The following is a 16,405-nucleotide window of genomic DNA, read 5'->3' on the forward strand; positions in this document are numbered from 1 at the left end:
GAACTTCTTCCATGCATAAAACTGCTCCCCGAAAGTCAGAACTGATTTCTCAGTCCAACTTCCGGGGAGCAGTTCAACAGCCCGGGACCTTCCTTTGTTGCGTGCTCCGCGGAGGAGCGGGCTGCTACTCGACCACGATCAGCAGATCGCCGCCCTGGACCTGCTCGACGTTGTTGATGGCGAGGCGCGAGACCGTGCCGGCTACCGGCGTCGTGATGGATGCCTCCATCTTCATCGCCTCAATGGTGGCGACCGTGTCGCCGGCCTTGACGGCGTCGCCTGCTTTGACGGTCAGGGTCACGGCACCGGCGAACGGCGCTGCTACCTGGCCGGGCTGGGACGCATCCGCTTTCTCCGCGGCCTTCACGTTGCTGACAACGGACTTGTCGCGAACCACCACCGGGCGTGACTGGCCGTTGAGCTTGCACATGACGGTGCGCATGCCCTTTTCGTCGGGCTCCGAGACCGCTTCCAAGGAGGCGATCAGGCGCACGCCCTTTTCGAGCTCCATGACGTGTTCGGCACCGAGCTGGAGACCGTAAAGGTAGTCGCGGGTATCAAGTACCGACAAATTGCCGTAGGTGTCCACGCTCTTGAGGTAGTCCTTGGTGGGCCCCTCGAACAGCAGCCGGTTCAAGGTCCGCTGGCGGGACTTGGAATCGCCCTTGAGCGCAGCACTGTCTTCGGCGCTCAGTTCGACGTCGCGGACCTTGATGCTGCGGCCCTGGAGCGCCTTGGTGCGGAACGGCTCCGGCCATCCTCCGGGAGGATCTCCCAATTCGCCCGACAGGAAGCCGATGACGGAGTCCGGGATGTCGTAGTTCTGTGGGTTTTCGTTGAAGTCCGCAGGATCGGCGTGGATTCCCACGAGGTGCAGCGCGAGATCGCCGACGACCTTGGACGACGGCGTCACCTTGACCAAGCGGCCCAAAATGCGGTCCGCGGCGGTGTACATGTCCTCAATGGCCTCGAAACGCTCGCCAAGGCCCAGCGCGATGGCCTGCTGGCGCAGGTTGGACAGCTGGCCGCCCGGGATTTCGTGCTGGTACACCCGGCCGGTGGGACCGGGAAGCCCGGACTCGAACGGCGCGTAGACCCTGCGGACCGCTTCCCAGTAGGGCTCCAGGGAGCTGACACTGGCCAGGCTGAGCCCGGTGTCGCGCGGGGTATGTGCCAGGGCAGCCACAAGCGCCGACGCCGACGGCTGGCTCGTCGTACCGGCCAGGGAGGCTGATGCGACATCGACGGCGTCCACGCCGGCTTCCACGGCAGCCAGCAAGGTGGCCAGTTGGCCGCCTGCGGTGTCGTGCGTGTGCAGGTGGACCGGAAGATCGAAGCGTTCACGCAAGGCGCTGACAAGCTTGGCTGCGGCCGCCGGGCGGAGCAGTCCGGCCATGTCCTTGATGGCGAGGATGTGCGCACCGGCGTCGACGATCTTCTGGGCGAGGTCCAGGTAGTAGTCGAGGGTGTACAGGTTCTCGTTTGGGTCGAGGAGATCGCCGGTGTAGCAGAGTGCAACCTCCGCTACTGCTGTGCCGGTGGCCCGCACCGCGCGGATGGCCGGAGCCATCTGGTTGACGTCGTTGAGGGCGTCGAAGATGCGGAAGATGTCGATGCCCGTTGCCGCGGCCTCGTTGACGAACGCCTCGGTGACTTCCTCGGGGTAGGGCGTGTACCCGACCGTGTTGCGGCCACGGAGCAGCATCTGAAGGCAGACATTCGGGAGGGCCTTGCGCAGGGCGGCCAACCGGTCCCAAGGATCCTCGCCGAGGAAGCGCAGGGCGACGTCGTAGGTGGCACCACCCCAGGCTTCGACCGAGAGCAGTTCGGGCAGAAGGGCGGAGACCGCGGGACCGGCCGCGACCAGGTCGCGGGTACGGACACGGGTTGCGAGGAGCGACTGGTGGGCATCGCGGAAGGTGGTGTCCGTGACGGCCACGGCCTGCTGCTCGCGCAGCGCCTTCGCAAAGCCTTCCGGGCCCAATTCCTGCAGCCTCTGGCGCGAGCCGGCCGGTGCAACGGTCCCGGCAATCGACGGGAGCTTGGCTGCGGGGTCCGAGTGGACCTTGAGTTCGCCGTTGGGCTTGTTGACCGTCACATCGGCCAGCCAGGTCAGGAGCTTGGTTCCGCGGTCAGCGGAGACGTGGGACTTCAGCAGTTCGGGGCGCTTGTCGATGAAGTCGGTCGCCACGTTGCCGGCAATGAAGTCCGGATCGGCCAGGACGGCCTGGAGGAAGGGGATGTTGGTGGACACGCCCCGGATCCGGAACTCGGCCAGGCCGCGCCGGGCGCGGGCCACTGCGGCCGGGTAGTCGCGTCCGCGGCAGGTCAGCTTGACCAGCATGGAGTCGAAGTGGGGGCTGATTTCGGCACCCGAGTAGACCGTGCCGCCGTCGAGACGGACGCCGGCGCCGCCCGCGGAACGGTAGCCGGTGATCCTTCCGACGTCGGGCCGGAATCCGTTGGCGGGATCTTCCGTGGTGATGCGGCACTGCAGGGCTGCACCCTTGATGAATACCGTCTCCTGGCTCAAGCCGAGGTCTGCGAGGGTCTCCCCCGAGGCGATGCGCATCTGCGCCTGGACGAGGTCCACGTCAGTGATTTCCTCGGTGACCGTGTGCTCAACCTGGATGCGCGGGTTCATCTCGATGAAGACGTGCTGGCCGGCGCGTTCGCCCTCGGTGTCCACCAGGAACTCGACTGTTCCGGCGTTGACGTAGTTCAGGGCCTTCGCGAAAGCCACGGCATCCCGGTACAGGGCCTGGCGGATGGACTCGTCCAGGTTGGGGGCCGGAGCGATTTCCACGACTTTCTGGTGGCGGCGCTGCAGGGAGCAGTCGCGCTCGAAGAGGTGCATGACATTGCCCTCGGCATCGGCCAGGATCTGGACCTCGATGTGGCGGGGACGCAGCACTGCCTGCTCGAGGAACATCGTGGGATCGCCGAACGCAGCGTCCGCCTCGCGCATGGCCGACTGGAGGGCCTCCGGGAGATCCTCGCGGGTCTCCACCCGGCGCATGCCCCGGCCGCCGCCACCGGCGACGGCCTTGGCGAAGATCGGGAATCCGATCTGGTCCGCCGCGGCGATGAGTTCGTCGACGTCGCGGGACGGTGCGCTGGACTTCAGGACCGGCACACCGGCTTTGCGGGCGGCCTCGAGTGCGGCTACCTTGTTGCCGGCAAGCTCAAGCACCTCCGCGGGAGGGCCCACAAACGTGATGCCGGCGTCTTGCGCTGCCCGGGCGAGGTCCGGGTTTTCGGACAGGAATCCGTAGCCCGGGTAGATTGCGTCTGCACCCGCTTCCTTGGCGACACGGACAATCTCGTCCACGTCAAGGTACGCGCGGACCGGATGGCCTTCCTGGCCGATCAGATAAGCCTCATCAGCCTTCTGCCGGTGGATCGAATTGCGATCCTCATACGGGAAGACCGCTACGGTCTTGGCGCCGAGTTCGTAGCCAGCGCGGAAGGCCCTGATCGCGATTTCGCCGCGATTAGCCACCAGAATCTTGGAAAACATGCTTCTCCTGCATCATTGCGGGTGTAACGGTCGGTGGTCACAGTGTGTAAGACCTCCATACCCAAACACAAATCTTTGTGGTGACAGTCACACAGGAATTCGTCACGAGCAGTGTACCTTCGCGCACGATGCAGTTTCACGTGCTAATAAGCCAGCGAAGTAATAGTCCGTCAAAGCCGCTCCGGGCCGATAAGGCAGGAATCTGTTGCCACTCAACATATGATGTTGAAGGGCAGCGGCAGGGCCCCGGTTCCGGCAAGGCCGGAACACAAGCACCGCGACACGGCAACCGGCGTTAGGTTTTGGGTTTTCAAGTGCAAGTAGTCAGCATCAGCAGCCTCAAAGGCGGCGTGGGCAAGACATCCGTAACCACTGGGTTGGCCTCGGCCGCACTGGCCGCAGGGATCCCCACCCTTGTCGTGGACCTGGATCCCCACGCCGACGCCACTACGGCCCTCGGCGTCCAGGCCGGCGACCAGCTCGACATTGGCCGCATGCTGAAGAACCCCCGCAAGGCGAGACTCTTGGACAACGTGGTCAGCAGCGGCTGGGTTGACCACCCCCGCGGCGACGGCGGCGGGACGGCCCTCGACGTCGCCGTCGGATCCGCCTACACCGGAATCTACGACCGGCCAGATCTTGGGCGCCGCGATCTCCGCCGCCTGACTGCTGTCCTTGCCCCGGCCGAAAAGTACGAGCTGGTACTCGTCGACTGCCCGCCGTCCCTCAACGGCCTCACCCGCATGGCCTGGAGCGCGAGTGACCGCGTGGTCCTTGTTGCCGAACCAGGGCTCTTCTCGGTGGCCGGCACGGAACGCACCATGCGCGCCATCCAATTGTTCCGCCAGGAGTTCGCTCCCCAGCTGGCTCCTGCAGGGATCGTTGCCAACAGGGTCCGTCCCGCCTCGTCCGAGCACACGTTCCGGCTCGCCGAGATGGAATCGATGTTCGGCGAGCTGTTGCTGGCACCGCATATTCCGGAGCAGGCGAATTGGCAGCAAATCCAGGGGGCCGCCCACGCCGTGCACCACTGGCCTGGCGACTCGGCGAAGAACACCGCCAAGCTGTTCGACTCGCTCCTGGAGAACATGTTGTCCTCGAACAACGGCACGCGGGAACGCCGTAAGCGCTGAGCGGCTCTGCGAGCCAGAAGCCACCCCCTTCAAAAAAAGATGAAGCCACCTTCCTGTCGGAAGGCGGCTTCATTGGTCTTCAGTGGCCGCTGGCGGCAATCCCGACGGCGGTTCAGCCGGTGCGGCGGGCGGAACGGCGCTTGCTGAGTTCGTCGTCCGGAAAGGGCTGTTCTACCGCGTGTTCGCTCGGGAGCGCAGCTAGGCTGCCTTCGACTTCGCGCCAGACGCGGCCCACTGCGATGCCGAATACGCCTTGGCCGCCCTGCACCAGGTCAATGACCTCGTCCGCTGAAGTGCATTCATAGACACTCGCGCCATCGCTCATGAGCGTGATTTGCGCCAGGTCTTCCACTCCGCGTTCGCGCAAGTGTTCGACGGCCGTGCGGATCTGTTGGAGGGACACGCCTGTGTCCAGGAGCCGCTTGACGACTTTGAGAACCAGGATGTCCCGGAAGCCATAGAGCCGCTGCGATCCGGAACCGGCGGCTCCCCGCACGGCGGGTTCAACAAGGCCTGTGCGTGCCCAGTAGTCCAGCTGGCGGTAGGTAATCCCCGCCGCCTTGCACGCGGTGGGGCCACGGTAGCCGGCATCTTCATCCAGGACCGGAAGGTCCTCGGTGAAAAGCAGACCCTGGGCACCGCTTGCGGGTACAGCAACGCCTGTCGAGGCCTGCTTTAGCTCGCCTGCTTCGCCTTTGGGACTCACGTGACCCTCCTTGTCAGAAGTTCCCTTGGGGATGGTGCATACGGGGGCAACACGAAAGGGGAAATGCACTCGTGTAATTTCAACGCGTCCGCACCTTTCAGTGTGACTTGCGCGCGACCTGCATGCAACGGGAACTTGATATCTTCGACGTTAGGCGTGCGGGAGCCTTAGGTCAAAGACGTCCGGGCATTTTCAGATCGTGTCGAAACTTTCACCCTCAACTTTAACCTTAGGCTACCTTCAGCCTTCGAAATCCTCGGGCTCTACGTCGTCCAGGAACTCCCGGAAGCGGCGCAATTCCCGTTCCTCGTCAACTTCGGGGCCCGGCTCGGTGTCTTCGCCTTCGTCGTGTTCGGTGATCCGGACGCCGGCTTCTTCCATGACGGCGTCGGCACACCAGATGCGGCATTTCGCCCGCAAGGCAAGCGCCAGCGCATCGGAAGCGCGGGAACTCACTACGGTGCCGTCGTCGAACTGGAGTTGGCCGTAGAAGATGTTGTCCTCGACCGCGACGATGTTCACGCTGATGATCGTGTGGCCGAGTGCTTCAACGACGTCGATCATCAGATCGTGGGTCATCGGCCGGGGCGGCACCACGCCTTGCTGGGCCAGGGCGATAGCGCTTGCTTCGGGCGTGCCGATCCAAATAGGGACATGGCGTTCCCCGTGCATCTCACGGAGGAGGACCAGAGGCTGGTTTGAAGGCAGTTCAATCCGCACTCCAACGATCTCGACCTCAATCATCATGCGTCCATACGGGAGATACGGTCCTGCACCAAGGCTCGATGCAGGCTGAGGCAGAGTTCGCTGATTTCCCGGGCGGCTTCAGCAGCCCTGGATTGCGATGCCGCGTCCTTGCGGGACGTCAGAGGAGCGACGACGCGCTCCACCAAGCCGAATTCGCGCTCGGCCGCGGCCTGGAACGGACGGAGGTGCCGCGGCTCAAGTCCGTGGCTTTCAAGTTGGACACAGGCACGCGCCACTTGAAGGGCGTGTTCGTCGAATTTGCCGTTGACGTGGCTGATGAGCCCGTAACTGAGGAGGGACTGCAAGAGCGGGACGCTGGCCCCGGATTCCGTCCGCAACTGTTCCTCGCTCAGGGCGCGTGCGCGGCCCTGCAGCTCGGCCGCAAGTTCGTCCGAGACAATCCGTGGGGACACCGACACGCCCGGCGGGAGGTTTTCGGGACGCTCGCCACGGTCGATCGCGTCAAGGTAGTCCTTGATGACCTTCAGGGGCAGGTACTGGTCACGCTGGAGGGCCAGCACGAAGCGGAGGCGCTCGACGTCGCTTTCGGCGTATTGCCGGTACCCGGCAGGAGTGCGCTTCGGATTGATCAGTCCCTTTTCCTCAAGAAAACGGATCTTGGACGCCGTCATGGTGGGAAAATCGTCGCTGAGTTGGGCGAGGACCTCCCCGATGTTGAGGACCTGCGGTCCTCGCCGTTCCGGCTGGGGCAGTGCCACAGGCGTACCCGGAATCAGTCTTGGCCTGCTGCGCGGGCAGGGCTCAGGTAGTAGGTGAGGCGGAACTTCCCGATCTGGACCTCGCTGCCGTTCTTGAGCAGGACGTTGTCCACCCGGTCCTGGTTGACGTAGGTGCCATTGAGGCTTCCGGTGTCCACCACTTCGAAGCCCTCGGGGGTACGCACGAATTCCACGTGCTTGCGCGAAACCGTCACGTCATCCAGGAAGATGTCCGCATCCGGGTGGCGGCCAGCGGTGGTGGTGTCGGAGTCCAGAAGGAACCGCGCGCCGGCATTCGGGCCGGTGTGCGCAATCAGCAAGGCCGATCCAGGAGGCAATGCCTGGACCGCGGCGCGCTCCTCGGCGGCCAGCGGCGGACGGGCATCCGGCTCGTGGTGGCGCACGGGCGTGAGCTGGATTGAGGTGGTCTCCGAGGTTGGCTGTTCTACAGCACCGTGCTCGTCCCGGGCGTGGTTCCGCTTGCCGCCAACCATGGAAATCCTCCTCATCCGCCGGCAGTTGACAAAACTGCCGGTTACGCAACTGCCCGGTTCCCCCGGGCCAAACAGGTCGCTGGCCCGCCGCCGTCGCTCCCGGCGTTCCGGGGAGAACCGACTTGGCGGGCCAGATACCATTTAGCCTACCTGTTGTTCGTACTCTGATGCACTGAGAAGGGTCTCGATGGCGTCAGCTTCCGAAAGCTTTACCTCGAACAGCCAGCCGTCACCGTAGGGATCCGAGTTGATCAGGGCAGAGTCGGTGTCGAGAGCCTCGTTGCGGGAAATAATTTCGCCGCTGACCGGGGCATATATGTCGCTCACGCTCTTCGTGGATTCGACTTCACCCACGACGTCGTTGCCCTTCACGGTGGTGCCGGGCTCGGGCAGCTGGGCGTACACGACATCGCCGAGTGCATCCTGGGCGAAGTCCGTAATGCCGACGCGCACGACGCCGTCTGCATTCGGGGCACTGACCCATTCATGTTCGGCGGTGTAGGAAAGATCGGCAGGAATGTTGCTCATGAGTCGCCTTTCATCGGGACATTTCGGACCACGACGGCGGCCCGGTCATCCGGCCACCGCTGAAAGTATAAGCACATCCATGCCCCCTCCCCACAGGTGTCTGGAATGATTGGAAGCAGACTCGAGCCGCATAGTCCTGCAACGCCGTCGGAGGAGCGCGATCATGCCGGAACTGCCCGAAATCACCGCCTTGACCGACTTTCTGGACGAGCAACTGTCCGGGGCGCGGCTCACGCAGTTCCGTCTGCCATCGGCGTTCGCCCTGAAAATGGCGGATATTCCCCATGAATCGCTGATCGGGCGGACCGTCGAAGCGGTCGGCCGGCGGGGGAAATTCGTCGTTTTCGAGATGGTTGCCGTATCCCAGGGCGCCGATGCGGAGCCCGCCTACTTGGTTGTCAGTTTTGCGAAGTCCGGCTGGCTATGGTTCGCCGACAACCAACGGGACACTGAAGCGACCGCGACAGCCGGCTACTTCGCCGCGCAATTGGGCTTTTCGAACAATGGCCACGATTACGACGTCACGCTTGCCGACACGGGCACCTGGAAGGGTTTGGCCCTCTTCATCGTTCGTCAGCCCGAGGAAGTCCATGGCATTGCCGAGCTCGGCCCGGATCCCCTCGATCCGGCCTTCGGATTGGAGCAGTTCAGCAGGCTTCTCACGAAGCGGCAGCAGGTCAAGGGGGTCCTGAAGAACCAGAAACTCATCGCGGGTATCGGGAATGCCTATAGCGACGAAATCCTCCACGCAGCGAAGTTGTCTCCGGTTGCCCACGCTTCGTCGCTGGAGCCGGAGGAGGTGGAGCGCCTCTTCACCACGATGAAGGACATACTCGCGGGAGCGGCCCGGGAATACGCAGGCAAGCTGCCCGACGAACTGAAGCCCGCCAAGAAAGCCTCGATGCGCGTGCACGGCAGGACCGGAGAGCCGTGTCCGGTCTGCGGGGACACCGTACGGGAGGTGGCCTTCGTGGGGACTTCCCTGCAGTACTGTCCCACGTGCCAGACCAACGGCGAGATCCTGGCCAAACGCGGCAGCAGCGACGGCTCCTGAACCCCCGGAAGCCCGCCGCTGTCCTTGAAAAACAGGTGGCGGGCTTCCTTGCGGTTCGCCTAGGCGACCGGTGCCTCCTCAGGTTCGCGAACGACGTCGGGGGCTGCTTGCGGTGCGGAAGCGGACTGCGCCGCTCCCCCACGCCGGGCCGCCGCCGCGGCGGCGATCATGACGAGCAGTGCCGCTACGGTGATGGCGGCCCCGGCCCAGATCGGCGAGGTATAACCCAGGCCCATGGTGATGGTGACGCCGCCCAGCCAGGCGCCGAGGGCGTTACCCAGGTTGAAGGCGCCGATGTTCGCGCCGGAGGCGAGGGTGGGAGCGGTGGCGGCAAAGTGCATGACGCGCATCTGCAGGCCCGGGACGGTAGCGAAGCCGAAGCCGCCCATGAGTGCCAGCGAGAACAGGGTGGCCGTGGGGCTCGCGGCGGTGAGCGCGAAGAACACGAGCACCAGCGCCAGGCCCGCGAGGATGACCATGAGGGTTTTGTCGATGGATTTGTCGGCCGCTTTGCCGCCGGCGATATTGCCGACGAACAGCCCGGCCCCAAACAGGACGAGGAGCCACGGGACGGCGTGCGGATCGAATCCGGAGACCTCGGTCAGGGTGAAGGCGATGTAGGTGAAGGCGCCGAACATGCCGCCGAAGCCGAGAATCGTGACGACGATGGACAGCCACACCTGGCCGGACGTGAATGCACCAAGCTCGCTGCGGAGGCTGCTGGTCGCGGTCCCTTCCGTGGTGCGCGGGACCATGAGGGCGATGCCCATGAGCGCGACAACGCCGATGATGGTGATAGCCCAGAACGTGGACCGCCAGCCGAAGTTCTGGCCGAGGAACGTTCCGAAGGGCACGCCCAGCACATTGGCGGCGGTGAGGCCCGTGAACATGATGGCAATGGCTCCCGCCTTCTTGTGGGCCGGAACCAAACCGGCCGCCACCACTGAGCCGATACCGAAGAACGCGCCGTGGCAGAGGGCGGCGACAATGCGCCCTATCAGCATGGCCGGGTAGCTGTCCGCGATGGCGGAGAGGAAGTTGCCGGCGATGAACAGGACGAGGAGCCCGATGAGCACAGGCTTGCGGGGCAGGCGGGTGACGGCCGCCGTCACAAGAAGGGCGCCGACAACAACGCTGAGCGCATAGCCGGTGATGAACCACCCTGCGGCCGCTTCGCTGACTCCGAAGTCAGCGGCAATCTCGGGCAAGAGGCCCATGATGACAAACTCGGTCAAGCCAATGCCGAATCCGCCCAGGGCAAGGGCGATCAACCCTGCGGGCATGTTGTTGCTCCTTTGTGGGGATGGATTCCCGTGAGAGTGGAAGTGCGCCGCCGAGAACCGTAGAATATTAGTTGCAGACGCTGCATATATAGTTGCACACGCCATGTAATTGCGCAAGCAACTACTTTGCGTGCGTCTGGATTCTTCATCAATCGGCAGGAGTTTCGGGAGACATGGGCATCAAGGACGACGCCGTTGAGGTGCGCGCGCAGGGGTGGCGGACTCTCGCTGCGCTGCACGGCAATATCGAGGCAGCACTGGAGAAAGCGCTGCAGTCCGCCGCGGATCTCTCGGTGGTCGAGTACGCCGTGCTGGACGCTCTGAGCCGCCAGGATGGCTGGCACATGAGGATGCAGCAGCTCGCTAGGGCCACAGCACTGTCCAGCAGCGCGACGACGCGCTTGGTGAACCGGCTTGAAGACCGCGCACTGCTGACCAGGATCCTGTGCGCGGACGACCGGCGCGGCATCTACACGGAGCTTACCGAGGCCGGCCAGAAGCTGTTGCTGGCGGCTCGTCCGGTCCACGACGAAACCCTTGCGGAATCGCTGGCGGCCGCTGAATCGGTGCCGGAGCTCGAGCCGCTGGTGAAGGCGTTGGGGGCGCTGCAGGGGGTTTGAGGTTTGTTTCCCGTGCGGGGAGTCGCGAAACGACGAACCCCGCCGCTCCTCCAGTGGAACGGCGGGGGTTTGTTGTCTTTGGGACTGGGGTTGCCTTTGGGGGCGCGTCAGACCTTCTTGACCACGCTGGACTTGAGCTGCATGGGGCCGAAGCCGTCCACCTTGCAGTCGATGTCGTGATCCCCCACGCCGTTCACGAGGCGGATGTTGCGGACCTTGGTTCCGACCTTGATGGCCGTGGCGCTCCCCTTGATCTTGAGGTCCTTGATTACAGTGACCGTGTCCCCGTCCGCGAGCACATTGCCCACGGCGTCCTTAATCTCCGTGGACTCTGATGCCGCTTCATCAGACGCGACCGGCGACCATTCGTGGGCGCACTCGGGGCAAACCAGCAAGGCGCCCATCTCGTAGGTGTATTCGCTGGCGCATTCGGGGCAAGGGGGCAGGGTTTCACTCACCGTCCAATGATAGTCGGGGGTGGTGCAACACGTAGACAGCAGGGGCAAACAGTGTAACCAAGACAGTAAGCGGTCTTCGAGCCGAGAGTACCTCCAACCCATTGGCCATAGTACGAGGACCGGTAATCCTTACTTGCAACGGATCTTGTTTCCATAAGCTGTGGTGGTCCAATCGGTTCCTTGCCAGGTACCAGGCCCGTCCATCACGAATTTAACGGCCGCGACACTCTTGATTCCGTGCTTCCAATAAGCCTTGTCAAAGCCTAAGCCTTGGTCACTGTCAGCGTCATACATACCTCGAGCGCAAACTGTGGTGAAACACAGATCTCAAAAAGGACCATTTAGAAAGCGCCCTCGGCGTCAAGCTACCTTTGGAATTGCCCGCCAAGTTGTCCCCTGCTGCAAATTGATCTCTCGCGGTCTGTGCCCATGGCCTTGGAAATGAGTACGCCTTCCTCCGACAGCACCGGATTCTGCTGGATCATTCCGCACCTCGATGCATGCGCCATCCTGACCTTCTTTGGTTTGGGAAAGCGCTTGCGACACCGCGAGTCACGTCGTTTCAACGCCTTGGCCCGTCAAAGAAGGTCAGGACGGCGTGTTCAGGTCGGGCGAGAATCTCGGGAACACCGTCGGATTCTGCTGGATCACTCTCTTCGCCGAAGTTGCCGCCCTCGTGATTTCGCGGGTCCGAAGTTAATCCATTCGAGTGATTGAGCAGAATCCGACATCCCAGCGCTGACGATCCCTTCAGATGAGCGGAGTCCACGCACTCACTGCAACACCAACGCTTAACGCAAAAGCCGTGGGAACCCTAGAGTTCCCACGGCTTTCTGGTCGGGCTGACAGGATTTGAACCTGCGACCCCTTGACCCCCAGTCAAGTGCGCTACCAAGCTGCGCTACAGCCCGTCAGTCCTGCCGTTCTCCGCCTAGGTTTTCACCTAAGCAGTCCGGCCGAACCACCTCAAAAAGCTTACACGATGTTCGAGGTTCTCAATGCCACCTTGGCGGGTGTCATCTGTGATGCGCGTCTCAATTAGCGCTTCTTGCCGCGCTTTTCGCGGACGCGCATGTTGACCTCGATCGGCGTGCCGTCGAAGCCAAAGGTTTCCCGCAGCCGGCGGGTGATGAACCGGCGGTATCCGGGGTCCAGGAAGCCCGTGGTGAAGAGCACGAACTTCGGCGGACGGCTGGACGCCTGGGTGCCGAACAGGATGCGCGGCTGCTTGCCGCCGCGGACCGGGTGCGGGTGGGCAGCCACGAGCTCGCCCAGGAACGCGTTGAGGCGTCCGGTGGGGATGCGCTTGTCCCAGCTCTCCAAGGCGAGGTCCAGTGCGGGCACAAGACGGTCCTTGTGCCAGCCGGTCTTGGCGGAGATGTTGACGCGCGGAGCCCATTCAACGTGTGCCAGGTCCTGCTCGATTTCACGCTCAAGGTAGCGGCGACGTTCGTCGTCGAGCAGGTCCCACTTGTTGAACGCGAGGACGAGCGCGCGGCCCGACTCGATGGCGAGCTGCAGGATGCGGACGTCCTGTTCGCTGAGCACCTCGTCAACGGCCAGGAGCACGACGGCGACCTCCGCCTTTTCGAGCGCGGCCTGCGTACGCAGGGAGGCGTAGAAGTCCGCGCCCTGCGCCATGTGCTGGCGGCGGCGGATGCCTGCGGTGTCCACGAAGCGCCACGTGCGGCCGCCGAGTTCGATGAATTCGTCCACGGGGTCGCGGGTGGTCCCGGCGAGGGGATCAACCACCACGCGCTCGGAGCCGGCCAGCTTGTTCAGCAAAGAGGACTTGCCGACGTTCGGGCGGCCGATGAGGGCAATGCGGCGGGGACCGCCGGAGCGCTCGACGCCTTCCACCGTGGAGAACTCCGGCAAGGTGTCCATGACGTGGTCCAGGAGGTCGGCAACGCCGCGGCCATGGAGGGCGGACACCGGGTACGGCTCGCCGAAGCCAAGGCCCCAGAGCGTTGCCGAGTCCGCTTCCTGCGCAAAGTCGTCCACCTTGTTGGCCACCATGATGACCGGCTTCTTGGACTTGCGCAGCATCTTCATGACGCCTTCGTCCGTGGCAGTGGCGCCAACGGCGGAGTCCACCACGAAGAGCACGGCGTCGGCCAGTTCCACGGCCATCTCGGCCTGCTCGGCGACGCGGGCGTGGATGCCCCTGGCATCGTGCTCCCAGCCACCGGTGTCCACCAGCGTGAAGTTGCGGCCGTTCCAATGTGCCGAGTACATGACGCGGTCACGGGTAACGCCCGGGGTGTCCTCGACGACGGCCTCGCGGCGGCCAAGGATGCGGTTCACCAGCGTGGACTTGCCGACGTTGGGGCGGCCGATGATGGCCAGGACCGGGTCAAGCTTGAGGGGGCCGTCGTCGCCTTCGTCGTCGTAGAGTCCGCTCAGCAGGGCTGCGTCGTCCTCGTCGAGGTCGTAGTCTTCCAGGCCCGCCCGGAGGGAGGCTGCACGGAGTTCGGCTTCGTCGTCGTCCAGGGCGGCGAGGTTTTCAGCCACCTGGTCGGTGCCGGTGGGCGTGTATTCGTCGTCGCCGGCTCCGATGTTGCCGGATTTGTGAGTCGTATCGCTCATTGCACTTTCCTTAGTGGTGATCTGCCGGCGTCCCGGCTACTTCTTCTTGGCGGTGCTGCATTGGCTGTGGGCCGGTGCATTAGTCCCCCGGAAGGGACTGACCGGTGGTCTTGACGGCATCCTGGACGTGTCCAGCCAGCGCAGCGCGGATCTCCGCGGCCGCCCTGTCCATTGAAACACGCCCCGACTCGCCATTTCTGCGGGTCACATTCAAGGGGGCTCCGAAACTGACGTGCAGATGTCGGCGCAGCCTCGGAATGGAGTCACGGTGTTCGTCGCCGATCCGCGTTCCGAGGATAGCCACGGGAATCACTGTGGCCCCGGACATCAGCGCGAGCCATGCGACGCCGTTGCTGATGTTGCCGGCGGTGCCGCTCCCCCGCGTTCCTTCAGGGAGAATCCCCACGCAACGGCCGGCGTCGAGCGCTTTCTTTCCGAGCTGGAGAGCCGAGCGGTCACCGGAGCGGTCGATGGAAATCTGCCCCGAGGCACGAAGCACCCGTCCAAGGAAACCCTTGAACATCTCTTTCTTGACCAGGATGTGCATGGCCCGCGGAGCCGCGCCGAACATCACCGGCCCGTCCAAGAAGCTGATGTGGTTGCCCGCGAAAATGACCGGGCCGGATTTGGGAACATTGGAACGTCCCGTTATCGCGGTCCGGTACAGGACATGGTCCAACAGCCAGCCAACAGGCCGGCTCCACATCATGGTCCAGCGCGCCGGGAGCCGGGCTTCAGTCACCGTAGATGACCTTGCCCACAATGCTCAGTGCCGTTTCGACGGTTTCTTCGAAGTCCAGCTCCGAGGAATCCAGCGTTACGACGCCGTCGGCCGCTTGGGTGAAGTTCACCACAGTGGAGTCCTTGGCGTCGCGGTGGATCACTTGGGCGGCAAGCTGCTCCTGGCTCTGCGTCCCGCCCAACTGGAGGCCGCGGCGCCGCAGCCGCGCTTCCTCGCTGGCGGTCAGCAGCATGCGGACCTCCGCGTTGGGCGCGACGACGGTGGTGATGTCCCGTCCCTCCACCACCATGCGGCGGTGGTGCTGTTCGATCAGCTGGCGCTGTCGACGAATCAGTTCATTGCGGGCACCCAGGGTGGTCGCAACGGCGCTGACGGACGAGGAGATCCTCGGCTCGCGGATTTCCTCTGTGATGTCCACCCCGGCAACACTGACGTATTCGACGTTGGCGCTGGTGCTCAGTTCAAGCGGCAAATCCTTTGAGGCCTGCTCGACGGCGGCACCGTCGGCGAGGTCGATGCCGGTCTTGAGGCAGTACCAGGTCAAAGCACGGTACATCGCACCCGTGTCCAGATAGGCGAGCTTCAAGCGCCGGGCAACTTCCTTGCTGACGCTGGACTTGCCGGAGCCGGACGGGCCGTCGATGGCGACAACGAGCGGCTTGCCCGGGCGTACTACGGTCTCCGGACCGAATAGTTCACGTGTCATTACTGGAGTACCCGCCATCCACGGTCGGTCAAGGCTTCAACAAGGAGGTCATGTTTGTTGGGCATGACTGAAAGTTCCACCATGCCAACGTTCTGCCCGGACGAGTGATCCAGGCGGAGGTCTTCGACGTTGACGCCGATCTCGCCGATCTCCGTCAACAGCCTGGCGATCTGTCCGGGCCGGTCGTCTACCAGAACTGTAAGCCATGAATATGCCTGCGGGGGTCCGCCGTGCTTTCCCGGGATCCGGGCCTGCCCGGCGTTGCCTTCGCTGATGAGCTGGGCAAGGTCCAGCCGCGCACCGGGGGCTGTGGGATCCTCCAAGGTACCGATCAGACGGTTGAGGTCCTCACGGACACCATGGAGGATATCCACCATCTTGGCCGCATTGTTGCCAAGGATCTGCACCCAAAGGGTGGGATCGCTGGCAGCAATCCTCGTGGTGTCCCGCAGCCCGTTGCCGGCCAGGGACAGCGCGTGGAGCGGTGTCCCCTGCAAACGGCTTGCGAGAAGCGATGACATCACTTGGGGCAAGTGCGACACCAACGCAACGGCTTCATCGTGCTCCTCCGCCGTGAACTGGGAGACTATTGCCCCCAAGTCCCCGGCAAGGGAACGCGCAGTCTGAAGCGCGTCGGCACTGGTCTCGTCGGACGGGCACAGGACCCAGGGCATGGACGTGAAGAGCTCGCCGCGGGCAGCGACGGGCCCCGACTTCTCGCGCCCAGCCATCGGGTGCGTCCCCACGTAGCGGGACAGGTCCACTCCACGCGCACGGAGATCGGCCTGGATTGCCAGCTTGACGCTGGCAATGTCCACCACAACGGCCTCCGGGTATTCACCCAGGGCACGCTCGACGACGTCGGCCGTCACGTCCGGTGGCGCCGCGACGACAACCAGCTGGGGCGGATTCGCAAGCTCGGACAGAGGCCTGCCCGCACCGATATCCACGGCGACGGCCTGGTTGGTTGGCGAGGGGTCCGAAAGGAACACCGAGACACCCCGGCCACGCAGGCCGAGACCGATGCTGGCTCCGAGCAGCCCGGTGCCGAAAACGACCACCGGGCCGTCAAGGTGGCCCCGGCCGTGCGAGTGGAATGCCGACAT

At 64.1% G+C, this 16,405-nt stretch carries 14 protein-coding genes, 1 tRNA gene and 1 pseudogene; 3 read left to right on the forward strand and 13 right to left on the reverse strand.

The genetic code is table 11. The annotated features are described in order from the left end of the window. Nucleotides 1-124: 124 nt before the first annotated feature. The gene (locus tag AC3WJU_RS18910) at nt 125-3,520 is read right to left on the reverse strand and encodes a pyruvate carboxylase (RefSeq protein WP_332603338.1); all 3,396 of its coding nucleotides are present in this window, start codon (nt 3,518-3,520) and stop codon (nt 125-127) included. A gap of 314 nt (nt 3,521-3,834) precedes the next feature. Between AC3WJU_RS18910 and AC3WJU_RS18915 the strand changes: the two genes are divergently transcribed. Next, nucleotides 3,835-4,653, forward strand: coding sequence for a ParA family protein (locus tag AC3WJU_RS18915; protein ID WP_492260569.1), 819 nt, complete (start codon nt 3,835-3,837; stop codon nt 4,651-4,653). A gap of 112 nt (nt 4,654-4,765) precedes the next feature. Here the strand turns inward: AC3WJU_RS18915 and AC3WJU_RS18920 are convergent, their stop codons facing one another. From AC3WJU_RS18920 to gcvH, 5 genes are all read right to left on the reverse strand, one after another. Continuing rightward, entirely contained in the window at nt 4,766-5,359 is a 594-nt protein-coding gene (locus AC3WJU_RS18920; RefSeq protein ID WP_059389160.1) for a MerR family transcriptional regulator, read from the reverse strand. Between the two features lie 240 nt (nt 5,360-5,599). Beyond that, complete coding sequence (locus AC3WJU_RS18925; protein WP_059389161.1) at nt 5,600-6,103, reverse strand: bifunctional nuclease family protein; 504 nt, start codon at nt 6,101-6,103, stop codon at nt 5,600-5,602. Next, complete coding sequence (gene ftsR, locus AC3WJU_RS18930) at nt 6,103-6,819, reverse strand: transcriptional regulator FtsR (protein ID WP_059389162.1); 717 nt, start codon at nt 6,817-6,819, stop codon at nt 6,103-6,105. The genes AC3WJU_RS18925 and ftsR overlap by 1 nt, the downstream gene beginning before the upstream one ends. A 20-nt stretch (nt 6,820-6,839) precedes the next feature. Beyond that, nucleotides 6,840-7,319: an FHA domain-containing protein gene (locus tag AC3WJU_RS18935; protein WP_234753790.1), complete on the reverse strand. Its 480-nt coding sequence runs from the start codon at nt 7,317-7,319 to the stop codon at nt 6,840-6,842. 141 nt (nt 7,320-7,460) lie between these two features. After that, on the reverse strand, nt 7,461-7,847 hold the full coding sequence (gcvH, locus tag AC3WJU_RS18940) for a glycine cleavage system protein GcvH (RefSeq protein WP_284991596.1): 387 nt from the start codon (nt 7,845-7,847) through the stop codon (nt 7,461-7,463). Nucleotides 7,848-8,010: 163 nt separating this feature from the next. Here gcvH and AC3WJU_RS18945 point away from each other — a divergent pair, with 163 nt between their 5' ends. After that, a complete protein-coding gene (locus AC3WJU_RS18945; RefSeq protein ID WP_492260570.1) occupies nt 8,011-8,901 on the forward strand; it encodes a DNA-formamidopyrimidine glycosylase family protein in 891 nt (296 codons plus the stop codon). A 59-nt stretch (nt 8,902-8,960) separates the two neighbouring features. Here AC3WJU_RS18945 and AC3WJU_RS18950 read toward each other — a convergent pair whose 3' ends face one another. After that, the gene (locus AC3WJU_RS18950) at nt 8,961-10,184 is read right to left on the reverse strand and encodes an MFS transporter (RefSeq protein WP_306963679.1); all 1,224 of its coding nucleotides are present in this window, start codon (nt 10,182-10,184) and stop codon (nt 8,961-8,963) included. 173 nt (nt 10,185-10,357) lie between these two features. On the opposite strand from AC3WJU_RS18950, the gene AC3WJU_RS18955 reads away from it, so the two are divergent. Then, nucleotides 10,358-10,804, forward strand: a complete 447-nt coding sequence (locus AC3WJU_RS18955) for a MarR family winged helix-turn-helix transcriptional regulator (protein WP_492260571.1) — start codon at nt 10,358-10,360, stop codon at nt 10,802-10,804. Between the two features lie 107 nt (nt 10,805-10,911). Here AC3WJU_RS18955 and AC3WJU_RS18960 read toward each other — a convergent pair whose 3' ends face one another. The 6 genes and pseudogenes from AC3WJU_RS18960 to AC3WJU_RS18985 all read right to left on the reverse strand — a co-directional run bounded on the left by AC3WJU_RS18960 (nt 10,912) and on the right by AC3WJU_RS18985 (nt 16,405). Next, nucleotides 10,912-11,262 (reverse strand): zinc ribbon domain-containing protein YjdM, encoded by a 351-nt coding sequence (locus AC3WJU_RS18960; RefSeq protein WP_332603335.1) that lies wholly within the window; start codon nt 11,260-11,262, stop codon nt 10,912-10,914. Between the two features lie 834 nt (nt 11,263-12,096). After that, nucleotides 12,097-12,173: transfer RNA gene (locus tag AC3WJU_RS18965), tRNA-Pro, on the reverse strand. Between the two features lie 127 nt (nt 12,174-12,300). Continuing rightward, nucleotides 12,301-13,851 carry a ribosome biogenesis GTPase Der gene (gene der / locus AC3WJU_RS18970; protein ID WP_284991602.1) on the reverse strand — a complete coding sequence of 517 codons (1,551 nt, stop codon included), beginning with the start codon at nt 13,849-13,851 and terminating at the stop codon, nt 12,301-12,303. A 10-nt stretch (nt 13,852-13,861) separates the two neighbouring features. After that, nucleotides 13,862-14,557, reverse strand: a pseudogene (locus tag AC3WJU_RS18975) (lysophospholipid acyltransferase family protein). A gap of 28 nt (nt 14,558-14,585) precedes the next feature. Then, nucleotides 14,586-15,299 (reverse strand): (d)CMP kinase, encoded by a 714-nt coding sequence (gene cmk / locus AC3WJU_RS18980; protein WP_284991603.1) that lies wholly within the window; start codon nt 15,297-15,299, stop codon nt 14,586-14,588. Continuing rightward, a complete protein-coding gene (locus AC3WJU_RS18985) occupies nt 15,299-16,405 on the reverse strand; it encodes a prephenate dehydrogenase (RefSeq protein ID WP_284991604.1) in 1,107 nt (368 codons plus the stop codon). Before AC3WJU_RS18985 ends, cmk begins: the two co-directional genes overlap by 1 nt.

It is taken from the genome of Arthrobacter sp. FW306-1B-F12A (assembly GCF_058781865.1).

Bases quoted from the DNA above. Each gene is read 5' to 3' on its own strand.
- AC3WJU_RS18955 (WP_492260571.1), top strand. From the start codon at position 10,358: ATGGGCATCAAGGACGACGCCGTTGAGGTGCGCGCGCAGGGGTGGCGG.
- AC3WJU_RS18985 (WP_284991604.1), bottom strand. From the start codon at position 16,405: ATGTCGGCATTCCACTCGCACGGCCGGGGCCACCTTGACGGCCCGGTG.
- AC3WJU_RS18935 (WP_234753790.1), bottom strand. From the start codon at position 7,319: ATGGTTGGCGGCAAGCGGAACCACGCCCGGGACGAGCACGGTGCTGTA.
- der (WP_284991602.1), bottom strand. From the start codon at position 13,851: ATGAGCGATACGACTCACAAATCCGGCAACATCGGAGCCGGCGACGAC.
- gcvH (WP_284991596.1), bottom strand. From the start codon at position 7,847: ATGAGCAACATTCCTGCCGATCTTTCCTACACCGCCGAACATGAATGG.
- AC3WJU_RS18910 (WP_332603338.1), bottom strand. From the start codon at position 3,520: ATGTTTTCCAAGATTCTGGTGGCTAATCGCGGCGAAATCGCGATCAGG.
- cmk (WP_284991603.1), bottom strand. From the start codon at position 15,299: ATGACACGTGAACTATTCGGTCCGGAGACCGTAGTACGCCCGGGCAAG.
- AC3WJU_RS18925 (WP_059389161.1), bottom strand. From the start codon at position 6,103: ATGATTGAGGTCGAGATCGTTGGAGTGCGGATTGAACTGCCTTCAAAC.
- AC3WJU_RS18950 (WP_306963679.1), bottom strand. From the start codon at position 10,184: ATGCCCGCAGGGTTGATCGCCCTTGCCCTGGGCGGATTCGGCATTGGC.
- AC3WJU_RS18945 (WP_492260570.1), top strand. From the start codon at position 8,011: ATGCCGGAACTGCCCGAAATCACCGCCTTGACCGACTTTCTGGACGAG.